Origin of the sequence: Streptomyces sp. NPDC047974 (assembly GCF_040653375.1) — a bacterium.
Lineage (GTDB): Bacteria > Actinomycetota > Actinomycetes > Streptomycetales > Streptomycetaceae > Streptomyces.
On the sequence record NZ_JBEZNU010000030.1, the window covers coordinates 24,438 to 45,511 of the forward strand.

Here is a 21,074-nt window from a genome sequence, read left to right on the forward strand (position 1 = left end):
CTGGTCGTTTGCCACACTGATCCACGGTCGAAGCCGGGTCCCCGCGCCCGGGGACGGCGCACGGGGGGCAACGGACGTCATCGCAACCCGAGAGGCCGTCGCTTGCGCATCATGATGGTGGCTCATGCCTTCCCGCCCACCTGGGGCGGGGTCGAGACGCATCTGGCCGATCTGGTGAGGGAGCTCCGCAGACGGGGCCACGAGATCCTGTGCCTGGTGGGCGGGGACGAGTCCGACGAGGTGTGGGAGGGAGTGCCGGTGCACCGGCACCCGCTCCTGCGGCCCGCGGAACTCCTCCGGGTCCACCGTGCCGGATCCGAGGGCCGCGCCGCGCACCTCGGATCGATCGAGAGGATCGTCCGGTCCTTCCTCGACGCCCGGCGGCCCCACGTCGTGCACCTGCACAACGCACACCACTACGGGCCGCAGCTCGCGCACGGCGTCCTGGCCGCCGTGAACGGCGCCGGCGGCACCCGCCCCGTCGTCCTCAACAGCGTCCACGACCACACCGGCGAGCACGTGCTCCACGACGTGATGGACCTGCCGTGGCACCTGCTGCTGTACGTCAGCGACTTTCTGCGCGCCTCCCTTCCGAGCAAGGCCCCGGCTGTGACGCTGCCGCTGGGCATCGACCTGTCGCGCTTCGCGCCGGACGGCGCCCGGCACGAGGCTCTCGCCCGGCTGGAACGGCCGGTGATCTTCCATCCCGCCCGCCCGCTCCCGTGGAAGGGCGTGGACACCGGCCTCGAGGCCTTCGTCGAGGTGCGCAGGCGGCTGGGCCGCGGCACCCTCGTCCTCTGCGCCGGTGACAACATCATCGGCGAGTCGGCGGTCGTCTCCGAGCTCCGACAGCGCCTGATGACCCGCGCGACCGACGCCGGAGTCGCCGAGAACGTCGTCTTCCACGACTTCCCGCCCCTCACCATGGGCGACGCCTACCGCGGTTGCGACCTGGTCTGGTACCCCACGACGGGGGAGGAGCCGTACGGGCTGGTCCCGCTGGAGGCCATGGCCTCCGAGCGGCCCGTGATCGTCGCCGCGTCCGGCGGCCTGGTGGAGACCGTGGCCGACGGGGTCAACGGACTGGTCGTGCCGCGCGGCGACGCTGCCGCCCTGGCGCGGGCCGCGCTGCAGTTGCTCGACGACGACCCGTCAGTGCGTCGCCGGGTCGTCGCCGGAGGACGGGAGTGGGTGCGGCGCTACGGCATCGACACGTACACGTGCCGGCTCGAGGAGATGTACGCGGCGGCCCGCGCAGGCGGCCCCACGGGAACAGCGGCGGACCCGGCCGGCTTTCCGGGGGACGGGGGATGAGCGGTGTTCCGCCCACCCCCGAGGAGATCGACATCACCGAGTTCGAGAACCTCCGAGCGGAGATCAACAACCGCACCAACCTGGCCTACGCCCTCATCACGCTCCAGCTCGCGGCACTCGGCACCGGTCTCTCCGTGATGACCCGGCTCCCGGACGTCCTGCTCGGCCTCGCCGCCGCGTCCAGCTTCCTGTGGCTGTTCTGGGTGGACCACGCCGGACAGGTGTACAAGATCGCCGGCTACATCGCCCTGGAACTCAGTCCGCAGCTCACCGCGGACGTCCGCCGCCCCGTCCTGCGCTGGGAACACTTCCTGCGCAGGATCGACGCAGGCGGCGGGACCACGGCCCGGGCGCTGTACGGCGCGTCCGCACCGCGGGGCCGGGTGTACGTCCAGAGCAGCACGGCTGCCGACGTGTACTCCATGCTGCTGTTCGGCTGCACACCCGTGCTGATGATCTGCGGCTACGTGGTCGTCATGCTGGTCGGCGGGGAGCGGCCGGCCGTCCTCGTCGTGGCGCCGGCCGCCGCCGCGACCGGACTGTGGATGTACACCGTCACCCGCTTCCGCGGCTTCCGGAGGATGGTCGGCACCATCGGGACGGCCATCCGGGCCTCCGACCCGAACGCCGGCGCGGTCACCGGCGCCGCGACCGGTACCGGCAGCCGGCCCGAGCCCGGCACCGGACCCGCTGCGGGACCCGGCCCCGGGGGCACCCCGTGAGCCCGTCGGCGGCCCGCTCCCTCCCCGGGGTGTGGCCCAGCGGCCTGCCCTCCTGGGCGGACCGCGCTCTGCGCGACTGGGTCCGCCGGCGCCCCGACGCCCCCCTCGTGCGCGCTGCCCGCAACGCGGCGTACGGCGCCCTGTCCGTGCTCCACACCGAGGACCACGTCCCGGCCACCAACGGTGAGGAGCGCGTCCTGCGGTGCCTGGCCCAGGCCGGGGGCACGGCACGGCAGGGCTCCGGCGGGCCCACGCTGTTCGACGTCGGCGCCAACCGCGGGACCTGGGCCGTCACCGCGCTCCGCGCCTGCCCCGGCGCCACCGTCCACTGCTTCGAACTGGTCCTGCCCGTACGGCAGCGACTGCGGCGCCGCACGGCCGGCCTGCCGGGCGTCGTCGTCGCCGACGCGGGGCTGGCGGAGCGCTCCGGGACGCGACGCGTGAAGTTCTACCCGACGTGCGACGAACTCAGCTCCCTGTACGACTACCCGCACGACGCACGTTTCGAGTGGCGCGACGAGCCCGTGCTCCGCGGCGACGACTACCTGAACTCGTGCGGCATCCAGACCGTGGACCTGCTCAAGATCGACACGGAGGGGGGCGAACTGGACGTCCTGACCGGATTCCACGACGCCCTGCGCGCCGGCCGCGTGACGGCCGTCCAGTTCGAGTACGGCTACGCCGCGATCCTCTCGGGCTCGCTCCTGTACCGGCTGTACGGCCTGCTGAAGCCCCTGGGCTACGAGGTGGGCCGGATCCTCCCGCAGCGCGTCGACTTCCGCCCGTACACGCTCTTCGACGAGCGGTTCTTCGGCCCGAACTTCGTGGCGGTGCACCGCTCCAGGCCGGACCTGGCAGCCCTGCTCGGTGGGGGGTGAGGGACGCCGTGTCCGGGACGCCGACCGATGCGGGCGCACCCGCCGCCGTCATCCGCCCCGTCGCGCTCGTGACCGGTGTGGGCCGGCGGCGGGGCCTCGGTGCCGCGATCGCCACCCGCCTGGCGGAGACGGGCTGGGACATCGCCTTCACCTACTGGACCCCGTACGACGCGAGGATGCCCTGGGGCCGGGACCGCGGTGCCCCGGAGGAACTGTCCGCCCGGCTCGCCGACGCCGGTGCCGGGGCCGTGGCCCTGGAGGCCGACCTCACGGACCCTGCCGCCGCCGCCGCCGTGCTCGATGGCGCCGGGGCCGCGTTCGGCCGGCCCGTGACCGCCTTGGTCCTGGCCCACGCCGAGTCGGTCGCCTCCGGCCTTCTCGACACCAGCCTCGAGAGCTTCGACCGGCACTTCGCCGTCAACGTCCGGGCGAGTTGGCTCCTCATCCGGGCCTACGCCGAGCGCTTCTCCGGACCGTACGGCAGCGGCCGCGTCATCGCCCTCACCAGCGACCACACCGTCGGGAACCTGCCGTACGGAGCGAGCAAGGGCGCACTGGACCGGATCACCCTGGCCGCGGCCCGCGAACTGGCCGCACTCGGCGTCACGGCGAACGCCGTCAACCCCGGCCCGGTCGACACCGGATGGATGACCGACCGCACCCGGCAGACGCTCGCGCGGGCCACCCCGCTGGGCCGACTGGGCACACCGCGCGAGTGCGCCCACCTCGTGGCCTTCCTCTGCTCCCCCGACGGCGGCTGGATCAACGGTCAGCTGCTGTACAGCAACGGCGGCCTGCAGTACGTCCCCGGCGCCGACGACACCGGGACCGCGCAACGTCCGGGGTGACCCCCGATCAAGGGTTGGTGTCGAAGCGGCGCGGGTCGAGCCCGGCCGGCCGGGCGGCTGTGATGCTCGTCTCCCGCGATGGGGTGATTTGCGACGATGCGTGAGCATCCCTGTTGCGCCGCCATGAACGGAGAAACATTCCGGCAATCCAAGGAAATATTGCCGATCAACCTTCGAATGCGGTGCGTTGCGGCCGTGTGGATCTTTCGATCTAATGTCTGACGTGCGGAGCGGTCACCCCGCCTCCGGCCTGAGCGTGGCAGCGGTATCGGTGGCGGACGCGTCCCGGCGCGATCGAGTCGGGACCCTCTCGCTCCGCGGTGTCGCGTTCTTCGTGCTCCTCGCCGTCACGGCGCCCTGCTCACGCGGGGCCGGGTCGTCCGGACCCGCTTCGTCGCGCCCGACGAGAACGAACCCGCCTGCCCGCCTGCCGTCCCCGTCCGCGAAGAACCCGACGTCGCGAAGAAGAGGAAAGCCCATGACGAACACACCGACCGAGCCCGGATCCACCCCCGCCCCCGAACTCCCCGACAAGCCGACGGGCGGGAGAACGGGGCTCATCACCGGAATCGTCCTCGGCACCGTCGCCGTGGTCGCGGCGGCCGCCGTGCTGATATCCCAAGTCGCGGGCGGTACGTCGGACGCGGGCGCGTCCGGGCGAGTCACCGTGAAGATCGGTACCACCGACGCGAGTTCGGACATGTGGCCCGTCCTGAAGGAGCTCGCCGCCAAGGAGGGCATCGACATCAAGCCGGTCAACTTCACCGACTACACGCAGCCCAACCCGGCACTGTCGCAGAAGCAGACCGATCTGAACCTGTTCCAGCACCTGTTCTACCTGGCGAACTACAACGTGGCGAACCACGACACCCTGACCCCCATCGGGTCGACGGTCGTCGTACCGCTGAGCCTCTACTCCAAGAAGCACACGTCGCTCGCGGAGATCCCGGAGGGCGGCCGGATCGCGATTCCCAACGACGCGGTCAACCAGGCCCGGGCGCTGCTGGTGCTCCAGCAGGCCGGCCTGCTGAAGCTGAAGGGCGGCGGTACGGCGCTGTCGACGCCGGCCGAGGTGGACACCGCGGCGTCGAAGGTCGAGGTGACCCCCGTCGACGCCTCCCAGACCGTGGCCTCTCTGCCCTCCGTCGACGGCGCGGTGGTCAACAACAACTTCGCCCTCGACGCCAAGCTGGACCCGTCGAAGGCCCTCTACGGCGACGCCCCGTCGAAGCCCGCGGCCGAGCCGTACATCAACGTCTTCGTCGCCCGCGCGGCCGACAAGGACAACCCCACCTACCTGAAGATCGCCAAGCTCTACCACGACGCGTCGGTGACCGAGGCGGAGCGTGCCGAGTCCAAGGGGACCGCGGTGATCGTGGACCGGCCGAAGGCCGATCTCGAGCGCATCACCGCCTCCCTGGAGAAGGCGGTACGCGCGGCGCAGTGACATCAGGGCCAGGGGGCGTCCCACCGCGGCGCGCCCCCTCCCGCACCGCAACGCTCGACTCGAAGCAAGGACCCATGGCACCCCTCATAGAATTCCGCAACGTCAGCAAGACCTTCACCTCCGGATCGACCACCGTCTCCGCGCTCGACTCGATCGACCTGGAGATCGACGCGGGAGAGATCTTCGCGATCATCGGGTACTCCGGGGCGGGGAAGAGCACCCTGGTGCGAATGATCAACGCCCTCGAGGGCGCCACATCGGGCACGGTCACCGTCGACGGTGTCGCGATCACCGAACGGAACGAGAAGGAGATCCGGAGGATCCGCTCGGGGATCGGCATGATCTTCCAGCAGTTCAACCTGTTCCGGTCCCGGACGGTGTTCGGCAACGTGGCCTACCCCCTGAAGCTCGCGGGCTGGTCCAAGGAGAGGCAGCGGGCACGGGTGGCCGAACTGCTGGCGTTCGTCGGCCTGACCGACAAGGCCTGGGCGTATCCCGGCCAGCTCAGCGGTGGACAGAAGCAGCGGGTCGGCATCGCGCGAGCGCTGGCCAACAATCCCACGATCCTGCTGGCGGACGAGTCGACCAGTGCGCTGGACCCCGAGACCACCCAGGACGTCCTGCGCCTGCTCAAGCGGGTCAACTCCGAAATGGGCGTGACCGTCGTCGTCGTCACCCACGAGATGGACGTCGTACGGAGCATCGCCGACCGGGTCGCCGTACTGGAATCGGGGAGGCTCATCGAGGTCGGCAGCGTCTTCGACGTCTTCTCCGCGCCCCGGACCGACACCACCCGCCGTTTCGTGGGGACGGTGCTGAGGAACCGCCCTGGCGCCGGTGACGTGACACGGCTCCGTGCGCAGCACGAGGGCTCCCTGGTGTCCGTGACGATCGACGGCGATGCCCCGATCGGCCGGGTCCTGACGGATGCCGTGCGCCGGCACGATCTCCGGTTCGAGCTCGTGCACGGGGGGATCGACGCCCTTCAGGGCCGCTCCTTCGGAAACGTCACCCTCGCGCTCTCCGGAGAGCCGGAGGACATCGAGAAGGCGGTGGCCCGCCTTCGCGCGGTGGCCGCGGTGGAGGTACTCGCATGAACACGGACTGGAGCATCCTCTGGCCGGTGTTCACGGAGTCCATCGGGCAGACCCTGTGGATGGTGGCCGTCACGATGCTGGCTGGGGGCTTCCTCGGTCTGCTGCTGGGCATTCTGCTCTACACGACCCGCCGCGGCGGTCTGCTGGAGAACAGACTCGTCTACACGGCCCTGAACATCCTGGTCAACTTCGTCAGGCCCATCCCGTTCATCGTCTTCATCACCGCCATAGGCCCGCTGACACTGCAGGTGGTGGGTACCACCATCGGTACCGCCGCCGCGACCTTCCCCCTGATCGTCGCCTCCACCTTCGGCATCTCCCGCATCGTCGAGCAGAACCTGGTCACGATCGACAACGGTGTGATCGAGGCGGCCCGGTCCATGGGAGCCGGCCCCGTACGCATCATCACCACCCTGCTCATCCCCGAGGCGCTGGGTCCGCTCATCCTCGGTTACACCTTCGTCTTCGTCTCCGTCGTCGACGCGACGGCCATCGCCGGCGCGGTCGGCGGAGGCGGACTCGGCAACTTCGCCATCGCCTACGGCTACCAGCGCTTCAACTGGACGGTCACCTGGATCGCCGTGCTCGTCATCGTGCTCCTCGTCCAGGTGGCGCAGTTCCTGGGCAACCGGCTGGCGCGCAAGACACTGCGGCAGTGACCCCCTCCCGCCGTGACGCCGTGACGCCGTGACGCCGTGACGCCGTGACGCCGTGACGCCGTGACGGCGGAAGGGTGCCTGCCGGCTCGGAAGACCAGGGGACGCGCGCGGGAAAGTGGCGTCCGGCACAGGCGGGGTCCGCTGCCCGTACTTCCCCGACCGGCCGACTCCCGCCCCGCGCAAGGCGCTTCAGGCCGTGGGCGTGCGCCGAGCCGTCCGGGGGCCGGGCGGGGGTGTGAGGGACGTCTCTGGTGGGGGGAGCGGGGTCTGGCCCATGGTGGTGGGCATGAGCGCCACCACCACCTTCGCGGCCCGTCTGTTCTCGCGCACGCGCACCGGCGGGCCCCAGGACGACCGGGGTCCCGAGCTCCTGGAGCACGTCCTGGGCTGGACCCTCGTCGTCCTGCTCGCCGTCCTCGTCACCCGCGCGGGCCTCATGTGACCCGGCGGGCGGTCAGTGGGCGCCGCCGCCCGGGGCGACCAGGACGCCGCTGACGCGGACGGTCCGGTCGGCCCAGACCGGACCCGCGGCGAGCCGCGCCCACTCGGGGTCACGGCGCCCGGGCAGCGTGCGGCCCTGGCTGGCCCAGAGCGAGTACAGCGCCTGGTAGATCGGCGGGTCGGGGTGGACCTGCACGGGGACCGGTGCGGGCACCGGCACCGGCACCGGCGCCGGCACGGGGGCGGGGGCGGGGGCGACGACCGTGGGGGTCGGGCCGGGCGGGGGCGCCTCCGGTGCCGGCGCGGTGCCGTCGGGGGCGGGGTCCGAGGGGCCCGAGGCCTCCGGGATCCAGTGAAGAACCGATTCTTCACCGGGCGGTTCGGTCTGCCGATGCCGACCGACTCCGCTGGGTGTGGAGTACAGCGTGGTCATGCCCGGACCAACGCGCCCCGGGGCCGCCGGGTCACCGCTCGACGGATTCGAGCGCCAGTTCGCGCCCTACCCGTCGCTTATTCGGCCCTTATGTGCGCCCTCACCGTGCTGCCGTACGCGCCCCCGCCCGTGCCGCCGTACGCGCCCCTCTCCGCGCCACCGTACGAGCCCCGCCCGTGCCGCTGTCCGGAAGCTCGCCCGTGCCGCTGTCCGGGCGCTCGTCCGCGTCGCCGTCCTGGCGCCCGCCCGGCGCACCCGCCGCCGCGCCCCGCGCACACCTCTGGTCCTCGCCGCGATTCCTGACGTACCGTCAGATCCTCTTCGAGGACCAGGAGGTCAGCCGTGGACGACGACCGGCCCGTCGCGCTCGACGAATACCCCGTGCACCAGGCCCCGCTGTCGATGAAGCACCACGTCAGCGGCGACCGGAACGCCTACGACCGCTGCATCTTCCACGTCTTCGACCACGCGGGCCGCGCCCTGCTCATCGCCGGGCTCGGCGTCTACCCCAACACCGGGGTCGTCGACGCCTACGCCACGCTGCGCACCGGCGACCGGCTGCACGCCGTCCGTGCCTCCGACGCGCTGGGCGACGACCGGATGCGCCTGGAGGTCGGCCCGCTGCGGATCACCGTCGACGAACCCCTCCGCCGCTTCACCCTGAGCTGCGCCGCCGACCCCGCCGACCCCGACGGGCTCTCCTTCGACCTCACCTGGACCGGCGACTTCCCGGCCCTCTGGGAGCCCCATCACCTCCAGCGCACCGGCGGCCGGCTCACCCTCGAAGGCCGCCGCTTCGTCCAGGCCGGGCACTGCGCGGGCACGATCACGGCGGGCGGCGAGCGGTTCGAGGTCGCGGCGGGGGAGTGGACCGGGACCCGTGACCGCAGCTGGGGGGTCCGCCCGATCCCCGGAGAAGAGCCCGGCCGGGCCGCGGAGTCGCGCCCCGAGGGCTTCCACTGGCTCTGGATACCCATGCGCTTCGACGACCGCTTCGTCATGGTCGTCGCGCAGGAGGACGCCGACGGCTACCGCACCCTCAACCAGGCGCAGCTCGTCCGCAACGGACAGCGGGACGCCCAACTCGGCTGGCCCCGCACCGAGATCGCCTACCGGTCCGGCACCCGCCACCCCGAGAGCGCCGTCGTCCACCTCACCGAGCCCGCGACCGGCAAGCCCCTGGAGATCGGCGTCGAGATCCTCGCCTCCTCCCCGCTCGCCGTCGGCGCGGGCTACCCGCCCGCCGACGACTGGCAGCACGGCACCTGGCGGGGCCGGGGCTGGACCGACCGGCGCGTCTACGACCTCTCCGACCCGGCCGCACACCCCCTCGCCGCGTACGGCGTCACCGACCACTCCGCCCGCTTCAGCCTCGACGGCCGCACCGGCCACGGCATCTTCGAGCACGGCTCCTTCGGCCGCCACGATCCCAGCGGCTTCGCCGACTTCACCTCCACCGCGCCCTGAGGAGACGCACATGGCCACCGCCCCCCGTCCCCGCACCACCACCCGCGATCCCGAGGAGCTGGCCGCGCGGCTCACCGCGTGGCTCGGCCGCCGGCTGCCCGGGGCCGCCGTCTCCGGGCTCGCCGTGCCCGGTTCCAACGGGATGTCCAGCGAGACGCTGCTCTTCGACCTGGAGCACCCGGACGCCCCGGTACGCGGCTGTGCCCTGCGGCTGGCCGCCGACCCCGCCGCGTACACCGTCTTCCCCGTCTACGACATGGCCCGCCAGCACCGGGTGATGGGGCTGGTCGCCGAGCACACCGACGTGCCCGTGCCGCGCGTGCTGTGGCTGGAGGAGGACCCGGAGCCGCTCGGCGCGCCCTTCTTCGTGATGGCCCGCGCCGAGGGACGCGTCCCGCCGGACGTCATGCCCTACACGTACGAGGGGAACTGGCTGCACGCCGCCACCGACGCCCAGCGGGCCGTGCTGGAGGCGGAGTCGGTGGCGGTCCTGGCCCGGCTCCACGACCGGTTCCCGCCGAAGGAGGCCGAGTTCCTGCTGCCCGCGGGGGAAGGAAGCGCGCTGCGCCGGCACGTCGACGCCCAACGCGCCTACTACGCCTGGGTGGTGGAAGGACTCGCGCCGTCACCGCTCATCGAGGCGGCCTTCGCGCGCCTGGAGGAGCTGTGGCCCGACGACGAGGGTCCGGCGGTGCTCTGCTGGGGCGACGCCCGGATCGGGAACATCGTCTACGACGGCTTCGTCCCCGCCGCCGTCCTGGACTGGGAGATGGCGGCCTGCGCGCCCCGCGAGGTCGACCTCGGCTGGACCGTCTACCTGCACCGCTTCTTCCAGGACCTGACCGTGGGCTTCGGCCAGCCGGGCCTGCCCGGCTTCCTGCGCCGCGAGGCGGTCGAGCGGCGGTACGCCGAACTGACCGGGCACACCCCGCGCGCGATGGAGTTCCACACCCTGTACGCGGCGCTGCGGCACGCGATCGTGATGCTGAGGATCGCGTACCGGCAGGCGTACTTCGGCGAGGTCGAGGTCCCCGCGGACCCCGACCGGCTGATCCTGCACCACGCCACCCTCGCGGCGATGGTGCGGGGAAGCTACTGGACCGACGGGGACTAGGAGCTGTCCTGGCGATCTTGGGCTGTGGGGTTACAGGCCGGTTTTGGTGGTGATCCAGGCGCGGTAGGCGCCCACGTTGGTGTAGACGGTGGGGTAGGTGCCGCTGCAGTTGGCCACACCCCAGCTGATGATGCCGAGGAGGCGGCCGTTCTGGGCGAGCGGGCCGCCGCTGTCGCCGGTGCAGGCGGAGATGCCGGAGCCCTTGTCGTAGGTGCAGAGGTGTTTGGTGTTGATGTTCTGGCCCGGCCAGCGCGCCTGGCAGTCGGTGACGGTCAGGAGGGTGGCAGTGGCCTGCTGGAGGGTGCTCGTCACCTGTCCGTTGCCGCTGGTCCATCCCCAGCCGGTCAGCGTGGTCGTGCCGGTGGGGTACGTGGCGTCGGGCAGCGCGATCGGCTGCACCAGCGGGGTGTAGGTGATCGGGGTGGCGAGTTTCAGCAGGGCGATGTCGTTCGGGTGGCCGGCGGCGTTGTCGTTGTAGGCCTCGTACCCGATCGTCTCCTGGACCAGGTGGAGTGTTCCCCCGGGGAGGGTGTTCGTTCCGACGGCGATCCGCAGCTGGCCGGCGGAGGTGATCAGGCAATGGGCCGCGGTCAGCACCCATCGCTGGTCGATGATCGAGCCGCCGCAGATGGCCTTCCAGCCGCCTGCGTTCTGGGCCTGCAGCGAGACTTGGTAAGGGTAGGCGCCCGGCGGCGCGTCGGTTCCGCCGACCACCGCGTCCGCGGTTCCGGCGGTGCCGATCATCGCGGCTGCCGTCAGCACCGTCCCGAGCAGCCCCGCCAGCGCCCGCCGGAACCCGCGCCGTCCTTGCTTCATCCCCTTGCCCTTCGCCTGCTGCACCCTGTGATCCGGATGCGACCGCTGCGGAGCCTTCCGGGAGCGGGGCGGGGCCCGCAAGCAGGGAACCGGCCGTTCCCGATCAACGGGTACGGCCGGTCCTGTGCTCGGTGCGGCTCAGCGGTCCGCGGGGGTCAGATGGCGACGGCCAGGTGGAAGATCGCGGGGACGCTGGTCCCGTAGGTCAGCAGGGTGGTGGCTCCGAGCAGGGCGAGGGCGGTCGCGGTGCGGCGGGCGGTGTTCACGGGGGAGGGTTCCTCTTCGTGCTGGAGGGCTGGTGGTCAGAGCGGGGTGATGAGGGGGCCGAGGGCGTTGATCGGTCTGACGATCTCGTCGACGAGTGTCATGGGGGTCCTCTTTCAGGGAGCGGGTTGGGGTGTGCGGTCGTGCGTGCAGCGGCAGGGCGGCTGTGCGGCGTGCTGCTCCAGGTGGCGCAGGCGGCGGGAGAGTTCCTGGACGGCGGCGATCAGGACGCCGTTGGCGTCGACGACGTCGATGGTGGTCTCGCGTCGGCCGTAGCCGAAGGCGGCCCGCCAGTCCTGGGCCATGGGGCCGATGTGGAGGGTGTCGGGGTCCCAGTCGTAGCGCCATTCACTGACGGTCAGCTCGTCCAGGATCGCGAGGATCTGGGCGCGGGTGAGGGGCTGGTCCCGCTCGGTGCGGGGCGGCCGGGGCCGCAGGAAGGTCGAGGCCATCCCGCGGATCAGGGCGGCGAGGCGCACGGCTGTTCCGGTCCGTCGCGTCGGGATCAGGAGATCGGCTTGATGTCGTGCTTCACGTCACGGTTGCTGCTGATCAGCGGCACGATGATCGGTTCGAGGGCGGTGACGACCTTGAGGACGGCGTCCAGGAAGTTCACGGGGGCTCCACGGGTCGGAGGGGCAAGTGCCGGTCACCGGTCATTGCACCAGAGCGGCCCGCCGCCGCGCGGGGGAAGATCGAAAATGACCGGCATCCACCGGTCCGGTCAGGACCCACCGGGCCGCGGGCACGCCCTGCGGTCGGCGGGCCCGCCCGCCGCGGACGGCCGGAGCTCCGGGCAGGCTGCCCGATCCATTCGCCGTGTCCGATTGGGCTGCGTTTATCAGCTCTTTAGGACCTATGAAAGTATTCATTCGCCCCTGTTCAGGGGCTCGATCCCCTGCGCGAGGAGTTGCCCCGTGTCCGCCCCACTGTCCCCAGCCCCGTCGTCTCCCGCACCGGCCGGGCGTCGCCTGACCTGGCCGTGGTTCCTGGTCGTGGTCGTCGTCTACCTGGCGATCCTCCAAGGGCTCGGCGCGCTGATCGGCGTCGACCGCGGCGACGGCAACAGCCAGTTCCCCACCACCGAGTCCGTGGTGCGCAACGGCATGATCCCCATCGGCCTGTCGGTCCTGTTCGGCGCCGCCGTGGTGACCTGGCTCGGCTGGTGGCGCGAGGTGCTGCACTACCGGGTGCCGGTGCGCCGCTGGGTGCGCTTCGTCCCCGTGTCGATGCTGGTGGTCGCCGTCCTGGCGGTGAACTACCCCAACCTCGCCGACCAGCCGCTCTCCCTCGTCCTGGCCCTGGTCGCGATGACCGCACTGGTGGGCATCGGTGAGGAGCTGATGTTCCGCGGCATCGGCGTCCAGGTCTTCAAGCGCGCCGGATACAGCGAGGGCAAGGTCGCCCTGTGGTCCTCCATCGTCTTCGGCCTCGTCCACGTCAGCAACGCCTTCGGCGAAGGCGGCGCGGCCGTCTTCCAAGCCGTGATCGTCTCCACCTCCGGCTACTTCTTCTACCTGTGCCTGCGCGTCGGCGGAGTCCTGCTCCTGCCCATGCTCGTGCACGGCCTGTGGGACTTCAGCCTCGTCTCCAACACCGTCGGCCCCGACCCCAAGACCTCCCCCGGCATGATCCTGCCGATCCTCCTCCAGATCGCCCTGATCGTCCTGGTGGTCGTCAAGCGCCGCACCATCGAACCCGCCGCCCCAGCCGGTACTACTGCGGCACCGGCTGCCAAGCACGCGGCCGGCAGCTGACAGCACCATCTCCGGCCGCCGCCGGCCCCGCCGTACGGCGGGGCCGGCGGCGTTCAAGTACCGCTCCCCTCTCACACGCTCCCTGCCAAGGCCCGCGGCACCCCGCACGCTCGCTCACACCCGGAGCCAGACAGCCAGCGCCGCCACCGTGACGGTGCCGAGGAACACGTACGCTCGCTTGTCATACCGGGTGGCGACCGCACGAAAGTTCTTGAGCCTGTTGACGGCCCGCTCGACGGTGTTGCGCTTCTTGTACCGCTCCTCGTCGAAGCCCGGCGGCCGTCCGCCTCGCGGTCCCTTGCGCAGGCGGGCGGCCCGGCTGTCGGTCTTCTCCGGGATCGAGTGCGGGATGCCGCGCCGCCGTAGGTACTGTCGGCAAGGACCGTTGCTGTAGGCCTTGTCGGCCGCGACACTGTCGGGCTTCTTACGGGGCCGGCCCGGCCCGAGCCGGGGGACCCGAATCTTCTCCAGTACCGCAGCGAACTGGGTGCAGTCGGCCCGCTGCCCGGGTGTGACGATCAGGGACAACGGGCGGCAACGGCCGTCCGCGCTCAGGTGGAGCTTGCTGGTGAAACCACCACGCGAACGCCCCAGGCCCTCACCTCCCGCACCACCCCCGCCAATCGGTCGGCACGGCTCCGCCCCGGAACTTCGTCCTGGTGTTCCAGCGCCTGGCCCCCCTTTGAGCCGGTGAACGCCGGCGGAGGATCGAGACGTGCACCGGCCGCGTGCTGGTGAGCACGCACGATGGTCGAGTCCACCGAGACGTCCCAGTCGATCTCGCCGACCGCGTCAGCCGCGGCCTGGGCCTGCTGCAGCAGACGCTCCCAGGTGCCGTCCGCAGACCAGAGCCGATGGCGCTCATAAACGGTCTTCCAAGGACCGAACCGCTCAGGCAGATCGCGCCAGTGAACCCCGGTCCGCACCCGGTGCAGGATCCCGTCGATCACCTGCCGATGGTCCCGCCACCGTCCACAACGCCCGTTACTGACCGGCAGGAGGGGCCGAAGCCGTTCCCACTCGGCATCTGTCAGATCACCCCGCCCCATGCCCGCATCAACGACCAGGACAAGCGACAGTCACATGATCGCCAGGACAGCTCCTAGGACCCGGCCGTCAGGCCGCGCGGCGCAGCTGCGCCGCGCGGATCGGCCGCGAGCCGGGGCCGCCGATGTGCGAGAACGGCTGGGTCCGCCAGTCGAGCCCCTGGGGGAGCGTCAGCAGGAGCGCGGTGTCCTGCTCCTGGACGCCCGCCTCGGCGTCGGCGGAGTCCGCCTCGTCGGCGGCCAGGCCGGTGCCCGGGCAGACCGTCAGGGTGAAGGGATTCCACGGCGTCGGGCAGAGCGCGTGCTCGGGCAGCGCGTCCTCGTCGGCGAGCAGCGCGATCGGCTGATCGCACTCCGGGCACACCACCCGGTACATCTCAAAGGTGTCGTACGCGTCGAACTCGTCGGACGGTTCGACGGAATCAACGGGCTCCTGCATGGAGAATCTCCCCCTCGGACCGGTCGGCCGATACTGTGCGGCCGGGACCACAGCAAGCCCTTCCCATACGGAACTCCGCATAACCGTGAGCGGGACGCGGATGCCCCTGGCAAACCTGTGGCGTTCGTCACATGCCCGTCGCAGGTGCCCCGTGAAGGCCCATAGCGGGCTATAAGGCTCCCTCCCGGCTGGGCCCGGGACCCTTCGGCGCAATAGGGTCGGCGCATGGAGGAGCTGGATCGTCAGATCGTCGAGTTGCTCGTCAAGGACGGGCGCATGAGCTACACCGACCTGGGCAAGGCCACCGGCCTGTCCACGTCGGCCGTGCATCAGCGCGTCCGCCGCCTGGAGCAGCGCGGAGTCATCCGCGGCTATGCCGCCGTCGTCGACCCCGAGGCGGTGGGCCTGCCGCTGACCGCCTTCATCTCGGTCAAACCCTTCGACCCCAGCGCCCCCGACGACACCCCCGACCGGCTCGCCGACATCCCCGAGATCGAGGCCTGCCACAGCGTCGCCGGCGACGAGAACTACATCCTGAAGGTCCGGGTCGCCACGCCCCTGGAGCTGGAGCACCTGCTCAGCCGGATCCGTTCCCAGGCGCACGTCTCCAGCCGCACCACCGTCGTCCTGTCCACCCCGTACGAAGCCAGGCCGCCCCGCATTTAGCCTGGTCGCATGAGCGAAAGCCTGAATCCCGGCGAACACCGCACTGTGCTGCTGCGCGGTGGAGAAGTCCACAGCCCCGCCGACCCCTTCGCCACCGCCATGGTGGTGGAGCGCGGCCACATCGCCTGGGTCGGCGAGGAGGGCGCCGCCGACGCCTTCGCCTCCGGCGTGGACGAGGTGATCGACCTGGAGGGCGCGCTCGTCACCCCGGCCTTCGTGGACGCCCACGTCCACACCACGGCCACCGGATTCGCCCTCACCGGCCTCGACCTCTCCTCTGCCGCCTCGCTCGCCGAGGCGGCGGAGCTGATCCGCGCCCACGCCGCCGCCCGCACCGGGGACCGCATTCTCATCGGGCACGGCTGGGACGCCTCCCGCTGGCCCGAGCGGCGCCCGCTCACCCGCGAGGAGCTCGACGGCCTCACCGGCGGCCGTCCGCTCTACCTCACCCGGATCGACGTCCACTCGGCCGTCGTCACCACCGCGCTGCTCGACCTCGTCCCCGGCGTGCGGGAGCTCGACGGCTTCCACGAGGGGCGCGCGCCCCTCACCGGCGACGCCCACCACGCCGTGCGGGCGGCGGCCTTCGCCGCCGTCTCCCCGGCCCAGCGCGCCGAGGCGCAGCGCGCCGCGCGCGCCCACGCCGCCTCCCTCGGCATCGGCACCCTGCACGAGTGCGGCGGGCCGCAGATCTCCTCCGAGGACGACTTCACGGGCCTCCTGGACCTCGCCCGCGGCGAGCCCGGTCCCCGGGTGGTCGGCTACTGGGCCGATCCGGACATCGAGCGGGCCCGGGCGCTCGGCGCCCTCGGCGCGGCCGGCGACCTCTTCGCCGACGGCTCCCTCGGCTCGCACACCGCCTGCCTCCACGAGCCGTACGCGGACTCCGCCGGTCAGACCGGCGCCGCCCACCTGGACGCCGCCGCGGTCGCCGCGCACGTCGTCGCCTGCACCGAGGCGGGGCTCCAGGCCGGCTTCCACGCCATCGGCGACGCCGCGGTCGGCGCCGTGGTGGACGGCGTCAGGGCCGCCTCCGAGAAGCTCGGCCTGGCCCGCGTCCGGGCCGCCCGGCACCGCGTCGAACACGCCGAGATGCTCACCCCCGAGACGGTCGCCGCCTTCGCCGAGCTCGGTCTGACCGCCTCCGTCCAGCCCGCCTTCGACGCCCTGTGGGGCGGCGAGGACGGCATGTACGCCGAACGGCTCGGCGCCGAGCGGGCCCGCACCCTCAACCCGTACGCGGCCCTGCTGCGGGCCGGCGTGCCGCTGGCCTTCGGCTCGGACAGCCCGGTCACCCCGCTCGACCCGTGGGGGACCGTCCGGGCCGCCGCCTTCCACCGCACCCCCGAGCACCGGATCTCGGTGCGAGCCGCCTTCACCGCCCACACGCGCGGCGGCTGGCGCGCGGTCGGCCGGGACGACGCGGGCATCCTGGTGCCGGGCGCGCCCGCCGACTACGCGGTCTGGCGCACGGGCGACCTGGTCGTCCAGGCGCCCGACGACCGGGTGGCCCGCTGGTCCACCGACCCCAGGTCCGGAACGCCCGGTCTGCCCGATCTGACACCCGGGGTCGACCTCCCCGTCTGCCTGCGGACGGTCGTGTACGGACAGACGGTTTTCGTACGGCCGAACGAGTGATGTGCGGTTGACGGCCACCCGGATGTACGCACCACGGGTCCGTCCCCGACCTGCGGATCTTCCCGCCCGGCCTGTGGCTTCTCGGGAACCCCGCAGGTCAAGCGGGTGTTGACAGCCGACCGTCATGGCCCGGTAGGTTCTCCCGCGTCCACCACAGGACGTCCGACCGGACCACACCTCCTCGCCCGCGCCGACCGCCGCCCGCGCCTCGGCCGCGAGGGAAGGTTTCACCGGCGGAAGGTGCGACCCGGGTGGGGCCCGGACGTTCAGTAGACAACGGCCTCGTGTCGATCCGCAGCCGGCGGGTCCCGGGTCGGACCGAAGGACGTCGGGCCCCGCACCGCACTCCGTGCCGGGGTCGCACGTCTCACACCCCGCAGGACCAGACCACGTCGGAGACCTCGCTAAGGTGGGGGCCTGTGTCTGTATCCGAAGGGGCAGTAGTGAACGACGGTGGCGTGAGGCGTTACGGCCCGCTCGGCAAGGCCTTGGTGATCATTCCGACCTACAACGAGGCGGACAACATCAGGCCGATCGTCGCGCGGGTGCGGGAGGCCGTCCCTGAGGCGCACATCCTCGTCGCCGACGACAACAGCCCCGACGGCACGGGCAAGTTCGCCGACGAGCTCGCGGCCGACGACGACCACGTCCACGTCCTGCACCGCAAGGGAAAGGAGGGGCTGGGCGCCGCCTACCTCGCGGGCTTCCGCTGGGGCATGGAGAACGGCTACGAGGTCCTCGTCGAGATGGACGCCGACGGCTCCCACCAGCCCGAGGAGCTGCCCCGCCTGCTCACCGCGCTCAAGGGCGCCGACCTGGTCCTCGGCTCCCGCTGGGTGCCCGGCGGCCGGATCGTGAACTGGCCGAAGTCCCGCGAGTTCATCTCGCGCGGCGGCAGCCTGTACTCCCGCCTGATGCTCGACGTCCCGATCCGCGACGTCACCGGCGGCTACCGCGCCTTCCGCAAGGAGACCCTGGAGGGCCTCGGCCTGGAGGACGTCGCCTCGGCCGGCTACTGCTTCCAGGTCGACCTCGCCCGCCGCGCCGTCGCCGCCGGCTTCCACGTCGTCGAGGTCCCCATCACCTTCGTCGAGCGCGAGATCGGCGACTCCAAGATGAGCCGGAACATCGTCGTCGAGGCGCTGTGGCGGGTCACCGGCTGGGGCGTCACCGCCCGCGCCGAGAAGCTCTCCAAGGCCCTGGGCCGCAAGAACGCCTGACGTCACGGACGCCCGGCCCCCGCGGGGGCCGGGCTGATCTTTTCCTTACGACGTTTTTCCGGGGTGCCAGGCACACTGGAGCGCATGACGACCGGCGTACCGTCCTCTTCCGCTCCCCGGCGCTCCCGGGCGCGCACCCTGCTGCCGCTGGGCCTAGCCGCCTGGCTGGTCCTGGAGATCTGGCTGCTCACCGTCGTGGCGAACGCGGCGGGCGGGCTGACCGTGCTGCTCCTGCTGATCGGCGGCGCCGTGCTCGGCACCGTGGTGATCAAGCGGGCCGGGCGCCGGGCCTTCGCCAACCTCACCTCCACCTTCCAGCAGGCCCAGGCCGCCGCTCAGAGCGGTACGGCTCCGGCCGCGGCCGACCGCAAGGGCGCCGAGGACCGCAACGGCTTCCTGATGCTCGGCGGGCTGCTCCTGATGATCCCCGGGTTCCTCTCCGACGCCGCCGGACTGCTGCTGCTCGTGCCCCCGGTGCGGACGGCCCTCGGGCGCGCCGCGGAGCGGGTGGTCGAGCGCCGGATGGCCGCGGCACCTCCCGGCAGCCTCCAGGACGCCTTCCAGCAGGCCCGTATGCACCGCCCGGACGGGAAGGTCGTGCAGGGTGAGGTCATCCGTGACGACGCCCCCCAGGGGCCGTACGGCCCCGCGGACGACCGCCGCCCGCCGCTGACGTCCTGACCCGGCGCTCGTACCCACGGGTGCGGGAACGCCGAGGGGCCCGGTACACGGATCGTGTACCGGGCCCCTCGGCGTTTCTCTCGCCGGTCGTCCGTCAGGCGGACTTGCGGCTGTCGCGCGGATGCACCGCGATGTTCATGGCGCCGGAGCGCAGGACGGCCAGCCTCTCGGCGAGGACCTCCTCCAGCTCCTCACGGGTACGCCGCTCCATGAGCATGTCCCAGTGCGTACGCGCCGGCTTGCCCTTCTTCTCCTCGGGTCCGTCGCCGTCCACCAGGAGAGCCTGGATTCCGCAGACCTTGCATTCCCACTCCGGCGGAATTTCCGCCTCCACCGAGAAGGGCATCTCAAAACGATGGCCCTTCTCGCATGCGTACTCCACGGCCTGGCGAGGTGCCAGATCGATGCCGCGGTCGGTCTCGTAGCTGGTCACCACGAGGCGCGTGCCGCGAAGAGCTCGCTCACTCATGAATCGTGCCTCCCGGGCTTGTCGCCCACAGGACAGGTGTCGCTGTCGTCGTCATCCGGTCAACGTCCGGTCGGCGAGAAAGATTCCCGTTCCGGGTAATGCGTCGCCCGTCGTGCCGCCCCTTGTTGTACCCACCAGTGCCCGATTTGTCACATCTGGCGGCAGATGTGACTCGTGGTCTTCACCAAAGCAGCACGCAGTAACGGTCCGCCTGGCAGGCCAAACGCGTACACTACCGGCCTTTCACTTCCGCGTCTAAATTCGCTCGGGTACGACATTCCCCGCCTCCCGTGCCGCCTCACGTACCGGCACCCGCGCGAGGAGGACGAATCCGGCCACGAAGAAGATCACGAGGGAGATGATGGCAGCTCGATAGCTTCCGGTCAGCTGGTTCACGAGCCCGAACACGAGCGGGCCGAGCCAGCTCAGTCCCCGGTCGCTCAGCTCGTACGCCGAGAAGTACTCCGCCTCCTTGCCCTCCGGCACCGTGTGCGAGAACAGCGAGCGCGACAGCGCCTGCGTCCCGCCCATCACCAGGCCGATGGCCGCCGCCAGGCAGTAGAAGAAGACCGGCGCCCCGGCGGGCAGGAAGTACCCGCCCAGCAGGATGAGCGTCCACACGACCAGCGCGCCCAGGATCGTCCGCTTGGCCCCGTGCGTCCGGGCGAGCCGGCCCATCGCGAGCGCCCCGGCCACCGCGAGCACCTGCACGAGCAGGACCGCCGTGATGAGCGTCGTCTGCTCCAGGCCCAGCTCGTTCTTCCCGAAGACCGCCGCCTGCGAGATCACCGTCTGGACCCCGTCGTTGTAGACCAGGTAGGCGAGCAGGAAGGCGAGCGTCTTCGGGTGGTTGCGCATGTCCACGAGCGTCGCCCGCAGCTGGCGCCACCCGGCCCCCACCGCGCCCGTCCCGTCGCCCTCGGCCGCCACCCCGGCGGGCGGCAGCCGCCGGTCGCGCAGCCGCCGCAGCGGGATCAGCGCGAAGGCGCCCCACCAGAGGCCGGCGGAGGCCAGGCAGATCCGGACCGCCTCGCCCGCCGACAGGCCGAAGGACTCGTGGCCCGAGTACAGGACCAGGTTGAGCACCAGGACCAGCGCGCCCGAGGTGTAGCCGAAGGCCCAGCCGCGCGAGGAGACCGCGTCGCGCTCCTCCGGCTCGGAGATCTGCGGCAGGTAGGAGTTGTAGAGCATCATCGACACCGCGAGCGCGGCGTTCGCCACGACCAGCAGCAGGGCGCCGAGCAGATAGCGGTCGTCCTTCAGGAAGAACATGCAGGTCGTCGCGCCGGCGCCGATGTACGCGGCGGCCGCGAGCAGCGGCTTCTTCCGGCCCGAGCGGTCGGCCGCCGCGCTCACCAGCGGCATCGCGACGATGGCCAGCACGAGCGACAGGGACACCGCGTAGGCGAAGAGCGAGTCGACGTGCACCGGGATGCCGAGCGGGTAGACGTGCGTCCCGCCGCCGGCCGCCGACTTCGCCAGCTCGTTCAGGTACGGACCCAGGAACACGGTCACGACGGTGGTCGAGTAGACGGAGCAGGCGAAGTCGTAGAAGTACCAGCCGCGCTGCTCCCGTCTGCGCTCGGCCGGATCGGTGATGGGCCCCTCGGGCCCGGTCGTCTCGGCGGTCACGGCCGCACGCCCCCCTCGTTCGTCCC

Annotated in this window: 21 protein-coding genes and 1 pseudogene; 15 read left to right on the plus strand and 7 right to left on the minus strand. The window is 71.8% G+C overall.

The features are described 5' to 3' along the window. Positions 1–111: 111 nt before the first annotated feature. The 8 genes from AB0E19_RS31435 to AB0E19_RS31470 all read left to right on the plus strand — a co-directional run bounded on the left by AB0E19_RS31435 (position 112) and on the right by AB0E19_RS31470 (position 7,407). On the plus strand, positions 112–1,314 hold the full coding sequence (locus AB0E19_RS31435; protein ID WP_362185964.1) for a glycosyltransferase family 4 protein: 1,203 nt from the start codon (positions 112–114) through the stop codon (positions 1,312–1,314). After that, positions 1,311–2,036, plus strand: a complete 726-nt coding sequence (locus AB0E19_RS31440; protein ID WP_362185967.1) for a hypothetical protein — start codon at positions 1,311–1,313, stop codon at positions 2,034–2,036. The genes AB0E19_RS31435 and AB0E19_RS31440 overlap by 4 nt, the downstream gene beginning before the upstream one ends. Next, on the plus strand, positions 2,033–2,914 hold the full coding sequence (locus AB0E19_RS31445) for an FkbM family methyltransferase (RefSeq protein WP_362185970.1): 882 nt from the start codon (positions 2,033–2,035) through the stop codon (positions 2,912–2,914). Before AB0E19_RS31440 ends, AB0E19_RS31445 begins: the two co-directional genes overlap by 4 nt. Before the next feature lie 8 nt (positions 2,915–2,922). Continuing rightward, the gene (locus AB0E19_RS31450; RefSeq protein WP_362185973.1) at positions 2,923–3,762 is read left to right on the plus strand and encodes an SDR family oxidoreductase; all 840 of its coding nucleotides are present in this window, start codon (positions 2,923–2,925) and stop codon (positions 3,760–3,762) included. Positions 3,763–4,240: 478 nt separating this feature from the next. Beyond that, entirely contained in the window at positions 4,241–5,209 is a 969-nt protein-coding gene (locus AB0E19_RS31455) for a MetQ/NlpA family ABC transporter substrate-binding protein (protein ID WP_362185976.1), read from the plus strand. 74 nt (positions 5,210–5,283) lie between these two features. Beyond that, entirely contained in the window at positions 5,284–6,306 is a 1,023-nt protein-coding gene (locus tag AB0E19_RS31460; RefSeq protein WP_362185979.1) for a methionine ABC transporter ATP-binding protein, read from the plus strand. Further along, the gene (locus AB0E19_RS31465; protein ID WP_362185982.1) at positions 6,303–6,965 is read left to right on the plus strand and encodes a methionine ABC transporter permease; all 663 of its coding nucleotides are present in this window, start codon (positions 6,303–6,305) and stop codon (positions 6,963–6,965) included. The genes AB0E19_RS31460 and AB0E19_RS31465 overlap by 4 nt, the downstream gene beginning before the upstream one ends. 286 nt (positions 6,966–7,251) lie before the next feature. After that, a complete protein-coding gene (locus AB0E19_RS31470; RefSeq protein ID WP_169092785.1) occupies positions 7,252–7,407 on the plus strand; it encodes an SCO1431 family membrane protein in 156 nt (51 codons plus the stop codon). A 12-nt stretch (positions 7,408–7,419) separates the two neighbouring features. Here the strand turns inward: AB0E19_RS31470 and AB0E19_RS31475 are convergent, their stop codons facing one another. After that, positions 7,420–7,839, minus strand: a complete 420-nt coding sequence (locus AB0E19_RS31475) for a hypothetical protein (RefSeq protein WP_362185986.1) — start codon at positions 7,837–7,839, stop codon at positions 7,420–7,422. Positions 7,840–8,181: 342 nt separating this feature from the next. On the opposite strand from AB0E19_RS31475, the gene AB0E19_RS31480 reads away from it, so the two are divergent. Both AB0E19_RS31480 and AB0E19_RS31485 read left to right on the plus strand, forming a co-directional pair. Beyond that, entirely contained in the window at positions 8,182–9,306 is a 1,125-nt protein-coding gene (locus tag AB0E19_RS31480) for a hypothetical protein (protein WP_362185989.1), read from the plus strand. A gap of 10 nt (positions 9,307–9,316) precedes the next feature. Continuing rightward, positions 9,317–10,420 (plus strand): phosphotransferase family protein, encoded by a 1,104-nt coding sequence (locus AB0E19_RS31485; RefSeq protein WP_362185992.1) that lies wholly within the window; start codon positions 9,317–9,319, stop codon positions 10,418–10,420. 30 nt (positions 10,421–10,450) lie between these two features. Here the strand turns inward: AB0E19_RS31485 and AB0E19_RS31490 are convergent, their stop codons facing one another. Together AB0E19_RS31490 and AB0E19_RS31495 are read right to left on the minus strand one after the other, a co-directional pair. Beyond that, a complete protein-coding gene (locus AB0E19_RS31490; protein ID WP_362185995.1) occupies positions 10,451–11,260 on the minus strand; it encodes a serine protease in 810 nt (269 codons plus the stop codon). Positions 11,261–11,616: 356 nt separating this feature from the next. Beyond that, positions 11,617–11,979 (minus strand): tail fiber domain-containing protein, encoded by a 363-nt coding sequence (locus AB0E19_RS31495; protein ID WP_362185998.1) that lies wholly within the window; start codon positions 11,977–11,979, stop codon positions 11,617–11,619. A 438-nt stretch (positions 11,980–12,417) separates the two neighbouring features. Between AB0E19_RS31495 and AB0E19_RS31500 the strand changes: the two genes are divergently transcribed. Continuing rightward, a complete protein-coding gene (locus tag AB0E19_RS31500; RefSeq protein ID WP_362186001.1) occupies positions 12,418–13,257 on the plus strand; it encodes a type II CAAX endopeptidase family protein in 840 nt (279 codons plus the stop codon). Positions 13,258–13,371: 114 nt separating this feature from the next. On the opposite strand, the pseudogene AB0E19_RS31505 reads toward AB0E19_RS31500, so the two are convergent. Both AB0E19_RS31505 and AB0E19_RS31510 read right to left on the minus strand, forming a co-directional pair. Continuing rightward, positions 13,372–14,306: pseudogene (locus tag AB0E19_RS31505) on the minus strand (IS5 family transposase). Between the two features lie 67 nt (positions 14,307–14,373). Beyond that, on the minus strand, positions 14,374–14,742 hold the full coding sequence (locus AB0E19_RS31510) for a hypothetical protein (protein WP_362186004.1): 369 nt from the start codon (positions 14,740–14,742) through the stop codon (positions 14,374–14,376). 225 nt (positions 14,743–14,967) lie between these two features. Here AB0E19_RS31510 and AB0E19_RS31515 point away from each other — a divergent pair, with 225 nt between their 5' ends. The 4 genes from AB0E19_RS31515 (at position 14,968) to fxsA (ending at position 18,947) form a co-directional block, all read left to right on the plus strand. After that, complete coding sequence (locus AB0E19_RS31515) at positions 14,968–15,408, plus strand: Lrp/AsnC family transcriptional regulator (RefSeq protein WP_030493658.1); 441 nt, start codon at positions 14,968–14,970, stop codon at positions 15,406–15,408. A 9-nt stretch (positions 15,409–15,417) separates the two neighbouring features. Next, the gene (locus AB0E19_RS31520) at positions 15,418–17,046 is read left to right on the plus strand and encodes an amidohydrolase family protein (RefSeq protein WP_362186008.1); all 1,629 of its coding nucleotides are present in this window, start codon (positions 15,418–15,420) and stop codon (positions 17,044–17,046) included. Positions 17,047–17,489: 443 nt separating this feature from the next. Then, the gene (locus AB0E19_RS31525) at positions 17,490–18,266 is read left to right on the plus strand and encodes a polyprenol monophosphomannose synthase (protein ID WP_360604124.1); all 777 of its coding nucleotides are present in this window, start codon (positions 17,490–17,492) and stop codon (positions 18,264–18,266) included. A gap of 84 nt (positions 18,267–18,350) precedes the next feature. Then, positions 18,351–18,947, plus strand: coding sequence for an FxsA family membrane protein (gene fxsA / locus AB0E19_RS31530; protein WP_362186012.1), 597 nt, complete (start codon positions 18,351–18,353; stop codon positions 18,945–18,947). A 94-nt stretch (positions 18,948–19,041) separates the two neighbouring features. On the opposite strand, the gene AB0E19_RS31535 is transcribed toward fxsA, so the two are convergent. Together AB0E19_RS31535 and AB0E19_RS31540 are read right to left on the minus strand one after the other, a co-directional pair. Continuing rightward, complete coding sequence (locus AB0E19_RS31535) at positions 19,042–19,416, minus strand: RNA polymerase-binding protein RbpA (protein WP_015032218.1); 375 nt, start codon at positions 19,414–19,416, stop codon at positions 19,042–19,044. A 255-nt stretch (positions 19,417–19,671) separates the two neighbouring features. Next, entirely contained in the window at positions 19,672–21,048 is a 1,377-nt protein-coding gene (locus AB0E19_RS31540) for an MFS transporter (RefSeq protein ID WP_362186016.1), read from the minus strand. Positions 21,049–21,074 lie beyond the last annotated feature (26 nt).

Excerpts from the sequence above, each read along its gene's own strand:
- AB0E19_RS31435 (WP_362185964.1), top strand. The coding sequence starts at position 112 with ATGATGGTGGCTCATGCCTTCCCGCCCACCTGGGGCGGGGTCGAGACG.
- AB0E19_RS31440 (WP_362185967.1), top strand. The coding sequence starts at position 1,311 with ATGAGCGGTGTTCCGCCCACCCCCGAGGAGATCGACATCACCGAGTTC.
- AB0E19_RS31455 (WP_362185976.1), top strand. The coding sequence starts at position 4,241 with ATGACGAACACACCGACCGAGCCCGGATCCACCCCCGCCCCCGAACTC.
- AB0E19_RS31460 (WP_362185979.1), top strand. The coding sequence starts at position 5,284 with ATGGCACCCCTCATAGAATTCCGCAACGTCAGCAAGACCTTCACCTCC.
- AB0E19_RS31465 (WP_362185982.1), top strand. The coding sequence starts at position 6,303 with ATGAACACGGACTGGAGCATCCTCTGGCCGGTGTTCACGGAGTCCATC.
- AB0E19_RS31470 (WP_169092785.1), top strand. The coding sequence starts at position 7,252 with ATGAGCGCCACCACCACCTTCGCGGCCCGTCTGTTCTCGCGCACGCGC.
- AB0E19_RS31475 (WP_362185986.1), bottom strand. The coding sequence starts at position 7,839 with ATGACCACGCTGTACTCCACACCCAGCGGAGTCGGTCGGCATCGGCAG.
- AB0E19_RS31485 (WP_362185992.1), top strand. The coding sequence starts at position 9,317 with ATGGCCACCGCCCCCCGTCCCCGCACCACCACCCGCGATCCCGAGGAG.
- AB0E19_RS31510 (WP_362186004.1), bottom strand. The coding sequence starts at position 14,742 with ATGCAGGAGCCCGTTGATTCCGTCGAACCGTCCGACGAGTTCGACGCG.
- AB0E19_RS31515 (WP_030493658.1), top strand. The coding sequence starts at position 14,968 with ATGGAGGAGCTGGATCGTCAGATCGTCGAGTTGCTCGTCAAGGACGGG.
- AB0E19_RS31520 (WP_362186008.1), top strand. The coding sequence starts at position 15,418 with ATGAGCGAAAGCCTGAATCCCGGCGAACACCGCACTGTGCTGCTGCGC.
- fxsA (WP_362186012.1), top strand. The coding sequence starts at position 18,351 with ATGACGACCGGCGTACCGTCCTCTTCCGCTCCCCGGCGCTCCCGGGCG.
- AB0E19_RS31535 (WP_015032218.1), bottom strand. The coding sequence starts at position 19,416 with ATGAGTGAGCGAGCTCTTCGCGGCACGCGCCTCGTGGTGACCAGCTAC.